The organism is Dapis purpurea BLCC-M126, from assembly GCF_050015975.1.
GTDB lineage: Bacteria > Cyanobacteriota > Cyanobacteriia > Cyanobacteriales > Microcoleaceae > Trichodesmium.
Genome location: NZ_JBNHER010000260.1, coordinates 111,217 through 123,272, shown reverse-complemented (window position 1 = coordinate 123,272; position 12,056 = coordinate 111,217). Strand labels below are relative to the sequence as shown.

8 protein-coding genes are annotated in these 12,056 nt (G+C 35.4%); 2 read left to right on the top strand and 6 right to left on the bottom strand.

Annotation, left to right across the window (positions count from 1 at the left end; translation table 11 throughout):
- Window positions 1-778: 778 nt before the first annotated feature.
- The 3 genes from ACP6PL_RS23870 to ACP6PL_RS23860 form a co-directional block, all read right to left on the bottom strand.
- A complete protein-coding gene (locus tag ACP6PL_RS23870) occupies window positions 779-1,141 on the bottom strand; it encodes a hypothetical protein (protein WP_426547786.1) in 363 nt (120 codons plus the stop codon).
- 315 nt (window positions 1,142-1,456) lie between these two features.
- Complete coding sequence (hrcA, locus tag ACP6PL_RS23865) at window positions 1,457-2,575, bottom strand: heat-inducible transcriptional repressor HrcA (RefSeq protein ID WP_426547785.1); 1,119 nt, start codon at window positions 2,573-2,575, stop codon at window positions 1,457-1,459.
- Window positions 2,576-2,761: 186 nt separating this feature from the next.
- Window positions 2,762-3,124 carry a rhodanese-like domain-containing protein gene (locus ACP6PL_RS23860; RefSeq protein WP_426547783.1) on the bottom strand — a complete coding sequence of 121 codons (363 nt, stop codon included), beginning with the start codon at window positions 3,122-3,124 and terminating at the stop codon, window positions 2,762-2,764.
- 91 nt (window positions 3,125-3,215) lie between these two features.
- Here ACP6PL_RS23860 and ACP6PL_RS23855 point away from each other — a divergent pair, with 91 nt between their 5' ends.
- Both ACP6PL_RS23855 and ACP6PL_RS23850 read left to right on the top strand, forming a co-directional pair.
- Window positions 3,216-4,376: a hypothetical protein gene (locus ACP6PL_RS23855; RefSeq protein WP_426547782.1), complete on the top strand. Its 1,161-nt coding sequence runs from the start codon at window positions 3,216-3,218 to the stop codon at window positions 4,374-4,376.
- A gap of 117 nt (window positions 4,377-4,493) precedes the next feature.
- Window positions 4,494-4,886 (top strand): SET domain-containing protein-lysine N-methyltransferase, encoded by a 393-nt coding sequence (locus ACP6PL_RS23850; RefSeq protein ID WP_426547781.1) that lies wholly within the window; start codon window positions 4,494-4,496, stop codon window positions 4,884-4,886.
- A gap of 302 nt (window positions 4,887-5,188) precedes the next feature.
- Here ACP6PL_RS23850 and ACP6PL_RS23845 read toward each other — a convergent pair whose 3' ends face one another.
- From ACP6PL_RS23845 to ACP6PL_RS23835, 3 genes are all read right to left on the bottom strand, one after another.
- On the bottom strand, window positions 5,189-7,093 hold the full coding sequence (locus ACP6PL_RS23845; protein ID WP_426547846.1) for a carbamoyltransferase family protein: 1,905 nt from the start codon (window positions 7,091-7,093) through the stop codon (window positions 5,189-5,191).
- Complete coding sequence (locus ACP6PL_RS23840) at window positions 7,093-8,448, bottom strand: GDSL-type esterase/lipase family protein (RefSeq protein WP_426547780.1); 1,356 nt, start codon at window positions 8,446-8,448, stop codon at window positions 7,093-7,095. The genes ACP6PL_RS23845 and ACP6PL_RS23840 overlap by 1 nt, the downstream gene beginning before the upstream one ends.
- Window positions 8,449-8,799: 351 nt before the next feature.
- Window positions 8,800-11,844: a hybrid sensor histidine kinase/response regulator gene (locus ACP6PL_RS23835; RefSeq protein ID WP_426547779.1), complete on the bottom strand. Its 3,045-nt coding sequence runs from the start codon at window positions 11,842-11,844 to the stop codon at window positions 8,800-8,802.
- Window positions 11,845-12,056: the final 212 nt, after the last annotated feature.

Sequence of the window (12,056 nt, the reverse complement as noted above, 5' to 3'; positions counted from 1 at the left end):
CCCGTATATAAGTTATATCATGTTCGGTTGAATACTTATAAATCATGATTGAAGGAGTCAGGAGTCAGGAGTCAGTAGTCAGGAGGGAAAGAGTAAATTTAGAATGAATAAGATTTATGATAACTAATTATCCGAACATGATATTAGAAGTTAAATTCTTGCTGTGACTAAATTGGAGAGTTTGATAATGTCCTAATAGTAATGGCGACTGCTATAGTAATAGAGCGCTCAGATATTTACAAGTTCCATCTCAAAGTGCAGTAAACGAAAAGGTGTACAAAAAATAATGTGTAAATATGCCAGAGCACATTGCTATATCTTATTTAAGTAAGATAGTAAAGGCTCATATCAAATCCGGTTGAATACTTGTTATATAGTTGGGATGGGGAGATGGGGAGATTGAAGTGTAGATAGAATTATCAACATATACTATATAACCGGATTCTATATCAGGGGAGTAGCAAGAATAGGAAAATTTCCTTGAGAAAAAACAGGATAGATTTTTTTCTTTTCATATTGCTATAGATAAATAAGGTTTGAAAAAACACAGCAACTATCATTTAGACTCTCTATTATTTGTAGCAAACATTTATTAATTTGGTATAATAAAATGCAGAGGAGAGATTATAATCAAGTTGAAAAATCCCGGAGTGTTAGAAGAATCAAGCACCGTCGGGAATATTTTAATATATGCTTCTGGGTTATTTGCTGGGAATTGAATTTATCAGGTTCTTACTCTATTAATAACTATAGAGTAAGCATATTTTTTTGACATAATCTAATCAGCCTCAAAGTGCAACTGATAAAGTCTCAAACTCGGATGTTCAGTTAAATACCAATGACAGCCAATATTAGCAGGTGAAGGTCTTTGATTCAGTCGATACAAAAACATTGGTTCTTCTCTCAAGATTGCTGTTAAAATTAAATCTTCCCAGTCTTCATTGCCATGATCAAAAACCAAATAAGACTTACCAATATATCCTGTTTTTATCAATACTTTTATTAACCATCCTACAATTTCCTCAGTTTTTTCTAGAGAAAATTCACTATCCGTTAAACCATAAGTTTCAACCTCTAGCTTTTCTGATTTAGGTTGTAGTATTGCCAAGAAAGCTGATACAAAATTTTTGAATTTTATCATATTTACATACTCAACTCTCTATCTTTATTCTAGTACCAACTCAGTTAAATAATGTCACAAATAATTTCTAAGCTGCACTCGTGAAATAAGAACCTGAAATGATTCTCAATCCTACATTCCATACTTCAAAACTTAGTATCAAAGCTCTAGGTTTCCATCGGACTAGCGACCTATAGGAAGGGAGGGTGGCCGCCAGTTGAAAAAATAAATTCAATAGTTAATGTTTTTGGTTATCGCCGACATATTTGCGCAACATTACCTAGAAAAACCTTATCATAAGATGAAAACTAGCTACAAAAAGTATAAATTATAGCATTAATCAATTCCTATTGTTTCCGATAGAAAATCGGCTGTGGATTTAACTAGAGCGATCGCATTCTCATAAACCATTCGAGTTGGCCCTAAAACTCCCACACTTCCTAGAGGAATTGTCCCATTTCCATAAGTTGCAGAAACTAAAGCACAACCTTGAATAGGTTCCAAAGGATTTTCTGAGCCAATTCTAACTGTCACCTGCTTATCTGTTTTTTTCCCAGTGGCTCCAAAGATTAAAGGCCACAGTTGCTCTTGTTTTTCTTCAAGTAGTTGAATAATAGTTTGGACTTGTTCAAGTTGTGAGAATTCTGGTAAACGCAATGCTTCTGCTATACCACTAATCAGAATTCTAGTATAATCGGGTGTTTGAGAACGGAGAGTTAAATTTTCCAACAGATTTTTGATCAATTCAGTGTACTTCTCAAATTCCCGATCTATTTCACTCCAGTCCAATAAAGATAATTCTCCTATTGCCCGATCTCGTAGTTGGCTGTTCAAAAAATTTGATAATATATTTAACTCTCTATCAATATCTTCTGGGTTGGATAGTACCGAATTACCCTGTGGGTTGTTTTGAGCATTTGTCTGATTTATTGCCCCCAAGTCCATCATCAGTGACTGAGTTTCATAAGTATTTGTCACCACAATTAGCATAATTTTTTCTGCTTCCACTTGTACCAGTTGTAGATGTCGTAACTTGGCCGTGGAAGTCTGGGGCATCGTCACCAAAGTAATATAACCACTGAGAGTTGCTAAAATTTGAGCTGCTCCCTGAAGTACAGCTTCTAGGCGACCTTCTGGCCAATTCAGTTGTTTTTGTAACAGTTCTCCAACTTCAAAAGACAAATTTTCCGAAGGTGTCATTAATTGATCGACATATATTCGGTAGCCTGAGTCCGAGGGAACTCTTCCTGCTGAAGTATGAGGTTGATATAAAAGTCCACTTTTCTCTAAAAAGCTCATCCCATTACGAATGGTGGCTGGACTAACACTGAGATTATACTCTTCTACTTCTACAAGGGACTTTGAGCCAACTGGCTCTGCTGTCGCAATATAGTGGCGAACTGTTGCCCAAAGAATATGTTGATGACGATTATTAAGCTTAACTTGCACTGACATAGATGTAGGGTGAGTATATCGGTAAGTTATCAGACAATAGCAGAAAATAATTATCTTAGTTAATCAAAACATTAAAGTTATTTTTCTTAATATAACTTGGTGCTTCGTTATGATATAAGCATATTCTGCTAAAAAATATGTAGCCAAAAAAACTTTTCTACTTAATAATCATAAAGTTTTTGCTGTCTAATAGCGAGGTATACTTTTATCAATAATTAATGAGTAAGCATCAATACCACCAATAATATTTTTCACATTAGTAAAACCTTGGCTCTTTAACCATTGGCACATTTGAGCTGAACGCATTCCATGGTGACACAAGACTAATGTTTCTTGATTAGAATCTAAATGGACATGAATTTGGTCTGACCATTCAGGAAACTGACTTAAGGGTAAAACTTTAAAACCTTTGATAAAGGCTATTTCTACTTCTTGTGGCTCTCTAACATCTACTAATTGTAAATTTTCAGGAATACCATCTATTAAGCGACTTGCTAGATCTTGGACTGTAATTTCAAGTATAGGTTGCTGAGAAAACTGTTGTGACATTTTGAGATACAAGAATTAATTAATTTATTAATAGAATAGTGTAAACAAAATTATATAAAATTTTTTCTGAATGACTGTTAATTTTTATCAAATGATCGAATCTAAAGTAAGGTATGGAGATTTAAAGCTCATTTGCATTATTTCTCCAGCTCGAGTAGGTTCAACATTATTTATGAATGTTTTGGCTCAATCTCCTTCAGTGCATAGCTTTGTTAATCAACCTTTTCATTTAACTTATTCTTTTCCATATTTACCTCCCGATAATCGCGAAGAAATTGCTTATCAACGGATATGGGAAAAATACCTAGAAGTGAGAAAAATACACTCTCAAAAAGTGATTACCCTTGTAATCAAGTGTATGGCACGTAATCTAGTTATTGGGCAACAAATCGTGCGACTTCTTAAATTAATAGACAAACCTATTTTATTAATTCGCAATCCTTTCTTGAGTATCGACTCCTTATTAAAAATGCAAGTAATGTCAATTGAGGATATGCCTGAAGCAAGTCAAAATAATTTAGATTTCTATGCTCTTCAAAAGGGTTTTATGGATAATACAGGAGATAGAAATCATTGGCAAGTTTTACGAAATTTTATATTAGAGACAAAGAATTATCGATTGATTTCAGATTTGCTTATTGAAACCTTAGCTTTTATTGAGTTAAATCAATATGAGATGAATATGATTAATGATTATCAATATTATTTTGATTCCGATTGTGATGGAAATCGAAACAATTTTTTTGCCTTAAGTTGGACAGGATGGTACAATATGGCAGTTATATATAAGCACTATATTTCTACAGCTTTAGACTACCTTGTGATTGATTCAACTATTCTACGATGTACACCTGAGAAAGTCTGTAGTGAAGTAAGTTATGCTCTTAAAATAGAATATACTTCACATATGGTAAATGATTGGCAAGTAGTTGAAGAAAACATAATAGATGATACAGTTATAAAGACTTCATGGATGAAAGATTGTTATAATGGAGTCACAAATAGTTCAGGAGTTAGACCTCCAGAAGAATCTCCTATCTCAATCCAATTTCTTCCAAATATTTTTCAATATCATGTCTTAAATACAGCTTACCCAACTTATTTAGCTTTATTTAAAGATAACCATACTATTCGTCCACATAGTTATGAAGAAATCCAAAAATTGCTGAATCAAACTGTTACTAAAGATGGGAATAGTATGAAGCAGATCGATCAAATTTTTGCTGAAGTAATGCTGGCTTCATTGTACTAAATAATGATACCTAAAATTCAAGGCTTTAGTAAGTAATTGTGCTTTTATAAATTTCCTAGTTGAAGGAGGGAACAGGGAGTAAATAGGATGTATAATTTATTTTGCTTGTGAACTAAAATGTCAAAAAATAATATGAGTAGATTAGTAACAATCAATAATAAATTGGAGGTTGGGAAAGCAGTTTTTTCAACTCATAACATTCAAAAAGGTGAAACTGTAATTCAGAGTCAGTTGATTAAGACTGTAACTTATAGGAATAAGTATTCATTGCAACTTAATGGGAATCATATCATTATTGATGAGCCTGGTGTATTAGTGAATCATTCTTGCGACCCCAATTGTATGCTGATTCCTAATCAACTTGGTGCGTTTGATTTTGTAGCAATTCGGAATATTAGTAAAGGTGAGGAAATAACCTTTGACTATGAATCTATTGAGTCTGAAATTGTTGGATTTAGTGATTGTCTTTGTGGTACTGATAGGTGTAGACAACGTATGAATTTGATGTAAAACTTTCGCTATCTTAGGACTTAGGCAAAGACCTTATATATAGCGTTTAAAACTATAACGTTATAGTTTTTTTAACTCTATATATAATTCCTCTGCCTAAGTCTTGTATATTGTACCTCACTTCTGGGAAATCTGCTGTATTTACCTTTAGATTGAGACAAAGCTTTCTTGTGATGAGGGAATTTCAGAAAAAAACCTCTCATTTTTAAGTTAAACCACTATAACTCCTGACTCCTGATTCCTAAAAATTATACGATCATTATTCAAGCGGACATGATATGAATATTCTTTAAACTCTTATCTCACAATATTTTTGAGCTGCTTGTCAGCTCGTGAAGCAGAGGAGATTCCTTAACGGGGGTTGCCTTCAAAGGTGAGAAAAATTGTTCTGCATCCCATATATCTTGCAGATTTTCTTGACGAAAAATTAAAAAATCTTCCATAACAAGACAATCTATTTCTGTTCCCATCATACACATATACGCATCGTGTGGCGTACACACAATAGGCTCTCCCCGTATATTGAATGATGTATTGATTAATATTGGTATGGAAGACAATCGGCCAAACTCTTTGATTAATTCGTAATACAGCGGATTATGACTTTTTTTAATGGTTTGAAGTCTTCCGCTGCCATCCACATGAGTCACCGCCGGAATTTTCTCATGCCACTGCTTTTTGATTGGATAAACCATTAACATATAATCTGTTGTAGCTGGCATAGGCTTATCACAGTCAAAATATTCATAAGCATCATCGTCGCACACCACCGGTGCAAATGGTCTGAATTCTTCTCTATGTTTGACTTTAAGATTTAACAGTGCTTGTGCCTCAGGATTGGATGGATTGGCAAGTATACTTCTCGCGCCCAGGGCACGAGGCCCCCATTCCATTCTTCCCTGAAACCATCCGACAACTTTATTCTCATAGAGTAATTGTGCGGTTTTTTCTATCAGCTCCCTTTGCCCATTAAATTTCTTATAGGTAATGCCGCGTTCCGTTAAGTATGAGTGGACTTCATTATCTGAAAATTCCGGCCCCATATAAATATGCGTTCTCACCCGTTTGTCTCTGTTAAATCCTGGATCTAACTTATTCGCCGCATATAACGCGCCTCCTACAACGGTGCCGTCATCGCCCGATGCCGGATGGATATACATCCTTTCAAAAGGGGTATTTTGGAGTATTTTCCCATTTAAGACAGAGTTTAGTCCGACTCCTCCAGATAGGCAGACATTCTTGCTGTGCGTGACAGTGTAAAGATGATTTAATATCTGTAACACCAAGTCTTCCGTCAGCATTTGTAAAGCGCCTGCAATATGTTTGTGATTCTCTTCAATCTCAGTGTCTGGTTTTCGGGGGGCAATCTCAAGCAGTGCTTCTAAGTCTTTACTGAACATCTTGTCATCATACTCATATGCAAAATATTTCATATTCAATTGATAGCTGCCGTCTTCTTGTTGGATCACAAGTTGTTTCATTTTCTCATAATAGGGATTAGTCTTTCTCGTTGTCAGACTCCAAGGCGCTAAACCCATAACTTTATATTCTCCATTGTTGGCTCTAAATCCCAACAACGCCGTGATAGTCGAATACAAAAGTCCGATAGAGTGTGGAAAGGATATACAGCTTTCAAACTCAAATTCATTACCTGTGCCAATCCCAATAAGTGTGGAGAGTTCTTCTCCGACTCCATCTATCGCTATTAACGCAGATTCCTGAAAACCGCTTGGAAAATACGAACTGGCAATATGGCACAGATGATGGTTAATGTAGGCGATTTCACCAGGATAACCACATTCTCGCAAAATATCCTCGATATCTTCAGGTGTCTTTCCTTTCCAGTTTTTAATCGTGGTTGTCACTAACTCGTCTGTGAGTGTCCCGAATTTTTCTAACGAGGAGATTTCCCGTTCCAATCGTGACAATGGTTGTTCAGTCAAGACAACCAAATCAATATCATCATAGCTAGTTCCTGACATGGACAGGCAATAGTTTATGGCGTTGAACGGAAACCCATTATCATGTTTCTTGCGTGTAAATCGTTCTTCCTGGGATGCAGCCATCACATATCCATCTTTAAATAAGGCTGCGCTGCTATCATGATAAAATGCGTTTAATGAAAGTATTATCGGCGACCGTTTTTCAGGCCAGGTAATAGTATCAAGCTCTCTGACGTTTTTCCAATATGATTCTTGTGTCTTCATCACAAGTTTCCTCCTCCTGGCATTCTCACTGTATACATATTCGGTGGCGTATCTAGGTGTGGCATCATCCTTTGCGTGTTGTTTAGTTGATCGTGCAATTGCGTATTGTGCATAATTCTATTGAGCAGACTGCGCTGATAAAGCGATGGCTCGACATCTTGTATTGAGAGACATTCTCTAATGCGTAATGCGTTATCGCGCAGATTCTCGTCCTGTTCATAGACATGAATAGTCTCCGCAATACGATTTGCGATTATGGTATTGAGTTCTCCTCTAGGGTGGGTGTAATCTACAAAATTCGCTTCATCAAACCCCTGTGAATGCTCTATCTTTAGGTGTATCAGAGACACCCCTTCTATTTGTGAGACGCTGTGGAGCCCTTCCCGATACGCTTTTGATATACGAGGACACACTCTGTCCATTTCTAAGGCGGTTTCGAGTCCTTTGAGTTGGAGTTCTTTGTCTTGTATATACTCAATGGAAGTCTGGTATACGCCTCGTGCGAACCATAAATGTTTTGTGGCTAGCGAATCGCTTGAAAGATACATATTTTCAATTTCCTCTTCCGCTCGTGCGATTCGGCGGCCTGGCATCCAGTAAAGAGGTGTGACTGGCTCAATCAACAGTGGCACGATTCTCCGCGTTTTCAGCATCTGAATCATGCCTCTAAGGTTCCTTTTGTAATCACCGACAAAGACTCTTGGCACAATATGCGTTCTGGTATCTTTTCTCACAGCAACGCGATAGAGTTTTTTGACGACATCGACAGCCCCCTCAATCGAGTCGTTGTAGATCGATTCTAAGGTACTATGCTTTTTGTCAGGCAAAGCATATTTTTCCTGGATGTTTCCGTTGCAGACAGAATCATTGTTGCCAAAATAAATAGTCGCGTATTTGACGTTCACGTTCATCTCATCAAACCGCTGAAGAATTTTTTCCATTCTTCTGCTCCCTTGAAGCGAAGAATGACCTGGAATTCCTGCATTAATGATAGTAAAATCCTCTTTGAGGACATTTCGCAACACATCGGAATATGTGTGATACTGAAACAGAGGATTGGAATGGTTGACACTGTTTGAATCCCATCCGCTTGTCGAAGAATCCCCAAAATTTATGATTACACCTTTAGTGTGTTGTGCTTCTTGTGCAACTTTTTCAAAACTCACATACCCCTTTTCCCCAATGAATTCCCCTTTGATATCATAGTCGTCTTCTCTTGGGTTATCCCCAATCAGTGTATGTCCTGTCCAGAAATCAGGCTCAAAAATGTAATTGTTTTTGGCTTGAGCCGCAACAATCGGATTGTACTTAAAAATTTCTTTTAACAGTTCTTCATTGTGAGTAATAGGCTCCAATCTACTCACTTGATACCTCCTTTATTCTCAAGTTCCTTTATTCCAGTGAATCGATAACTCCTAACCGACTTTAATCTCTTCTAAAGTTAGATCAATAAGATACACCTGCTTTTTTTTCCCCAAGGGCCAGGGACTGGAGTTAAGAGAAATAACCATTCCTTATCAAATAATACTTTGGACAGTTTTCAAAGACCAGGATTTTCAACCTAGCAAGGGTTACGGAATACTGGCAATTTTTTTTAAGGTTAGCTCCTCGGCTAATTTGCTTAAAAAAGCTATATCGATGAAAGATTTACCTTGTAAGGCTTACAACTACTAAAGATCATACAATCCTTCAGTAATGCCAATTAATTAATTAATTAAACATTTTTGTAAACTATTAATTAAATCTTGGTCTAAATAAGGTTTTGTTAAATAGTCATTTGCACCCAACTGTTTAGCTAACTGACGATAAGGCTGACTAGCACGAGATGTTAACATTAATACAGGCATTTCCTCTTGAGAATATTGTTTACGACAACGACTCAGGAACTCAAAACCATTCATTTCTGGCATTTCTACATCACAAACAATAGCCTGAATATAACTATTTTGTTCTAGCTGTCTTAATCCTGCTTTAGCATCTTGAGCTTGCAGAATATTATATCCAGATTTCTGCAAAGTTTTAGAAACAGTTTGGCGAGTAGTTAAAGAATCATCTATTACTAAAATAGTTGGCGATTTAGACAAGGCAGACTGCTTAAATTGCTTCTGAAGACCGGGTAATTTATGAGAATTTTCTGTAGTTTTATTTAAAGTTTTTTCTAATAGTTTAATTCCGTCAATAACTGGTACTAAACTACCATCTCCTAAGATAGTACAACCATATAAATATGATGGCGATGTTAAAACTTTGGTAAAAGGTTTAATTGTCAAATTTTGTTCCATTAATATTTGGTCAATTTTGATGGCAATTGTATCTGTATCTTCAGAAATCAACAATAACATTACCTTTCCTTGAGATCTTTGACCATAAGGATTTTTACCAAATTCAACTGCTTTGTGCTGGATATTTTCTAATACTATCGGATAATTATAATCCGATACAATTGATGGTGCTATTGATACTTTTTTATCTCGCCAGGTATAAGTTTCTTCCCCTTTTTTATTAACTGTAATCTCGGTTGGATCAGCATAGATAATCGTTGCTAAAATATCTAAGGGAATAGCAAACAAATTGTTTTCCATACGAAAAACTAATAATTTGGTAATTGTTAAAGTCCAAGGTAATCTCAGAAGAAATCTTGTACCTTTACCGATTTCTGATTGAATAGTAATATTCCCTTTTAATGCTTCTATTTGACGCAAAACTGCATCTAAACCTACCCCTCTTCCTGACAAATCACTCACTTCTTCTTTAGTTGAAAAGTCAGGGTAAAATAAAAATTGGTATAACTGTTTCGTTGATAATTTTGCTGCTTCACTAGCAGAGACTATTTGCTTAAGTATGGCTTTTTTCCGAACTTTGTCAACATCTATACCCCCACCATCATCTTTAATTTCAATATAAGTATAATTTCCTTGATAATAAGATTTAATCGTAATTATTCCTGTCTCTGATTTGCCATTTGCTTTTCTAATTTCTGCTGGTTCAATACCATGATCGAAAGCATTTCTTAGTATATGAACTATGGGGTCATATAATTTCTCTAAAACTACTTTGTCTAACATAGTATTCATCCCCACTAATTCTAGTTTTACCTGTTTTTGCTTTTGCACTGATAAATCTCTAATCATTCTCGGGAATCTATTAAATAATGATTCCACAGGTAACATTCGAGTTTTGTTAAGATGACTTTGTATTTGCTGTAAGGTTTGTTGCCTTTTTTTGACAATTTGTTGACCTTGCTGGTGTAATAGTTTAATGTCGTCTACTGCTTCTCCTATTTGAGCAATTTCTTCTAAGAGATTTGGTAGTATATCTATTAAAGATCCTAGTTTTTTATTCTGAGAGTTTTGGGATTTCTTGAGCTTCTCAGAAAAGGCAGTAATATCTTGAAATTGTCCCATTAATTGATGAAATCTCTGCCACCCTTTATCTAAAGTGTCTATTGAAGCTTGAGATTGTTGATTTTGGAGAATAAAACTATTATCTTGAGTTGCTAATTCTCCGACTAAATTATTCAGCATTTCTAAACGTTTTAAATCTATCCTAATACCTAAATTAGATGTAGATTGAGAAGTGGTTTGTTTTTGCTGGATTTGCTTTTGATTTTGAGTAACTTCTGGTTCAGAGTTAGGTTGATTAGAAATATTGACTGATGCTGGGGTAGCATTAGATATTTGGGTTTTATTTGTATTAGTATTCTCTGTTTTTTTGCCTTTAGTTTGATTGGTAACTTTGGTAGGTTGATTGACTTTTTCTGAAGTTTTATCATCCGTGATTTTTGGTGCAGATTCTTTTTGCTCAGAGATATTTACTAATGGTATTTCAGTCTTAGATATTTTAGTTTTTATTCTGTTAGTTGTCTCTACTTTTTGACCTTTATTTTGATTGGCAACATTAGATTTTTTAGTAGACTGATTAACCTGTTTCTGCTTAGTAGTTCCTACAGCTTTTTTGGGTTTTAATGGTTTGGTTAATTTGACTAATGTCGGATTAGGTTTTCCACCTTGAGCGCGATCGCCTTCTAATACTGCTTTTTGTCCTGTCCAAAAATCTGCTAAAGCTAGTTGACCAATTTTTGCTGTATATTTCGGATTTACTTCCAAAGCCTTAATTGTAGTTTCCGCAATAGAAGTAAACCCAGGCAAATTAAGCATTGTTCCCAAAGTCCCAAATACTTCCGCTTGTCTCTTTAACTCATCTTTAAGGGAGAGACTAGTATCGGAAATATTCTTTCCAGATAATAAACTTTCCCAACGTTGCAAACCAGAGGGTATTTCTTCTGTAAACAGAAACTTAGCCATATCTCCCTGTTCCATTGGTACTTCTGGAAATTCTGCTGCTTCCTCTAGAGAATGCCCAAGTTTATTTTCCAACTGCTGAAAGACTTGCTTTGCCTTAGTAATAGCTGTATTTTCATCGTAGTCACCTGTTTCAATTTGTTCTGTAGTAGGCGATCGCAAACAGTCAAAAGCTTGCAGCAATAAATTCTCTAAATCCAGGTCAAAAACAGTATTTTCTTGATAAAGAGCTCTAATGCCATTTTCTAAGTCATGGGCAATTGTTTTAATTCCCATTAAACCAATACAAGCAGCACCACCTTTAATCGAATGAGCTGCCCGCATTAATTTATGGAGTGTTTGAAGTTCATGCTCTTGAGAAATATTAATTAATCCTTCCTCAAGAGTTTGCAGTAATTCTGTAGTTTCTTCTACAAAAAATTCGTAGGCTTGATCGTCAATTTCAATCATAGGGAATAATGAATAATGGATAATGGATAATTGATAATTAATAGACTTGTCGCTAAATAGATGGAAAAAATCCCTCAAACTCAGGCAGAGTAATAATTCCAGGCTTTTTATCCTATTGATGTCTATAATCCTTACATATCAAGGATTTTGAGGATTTTTTAAGTTATAAAGCGACAAGTCTAATGAATAATAATTTTTTTAATTCTTGGAGA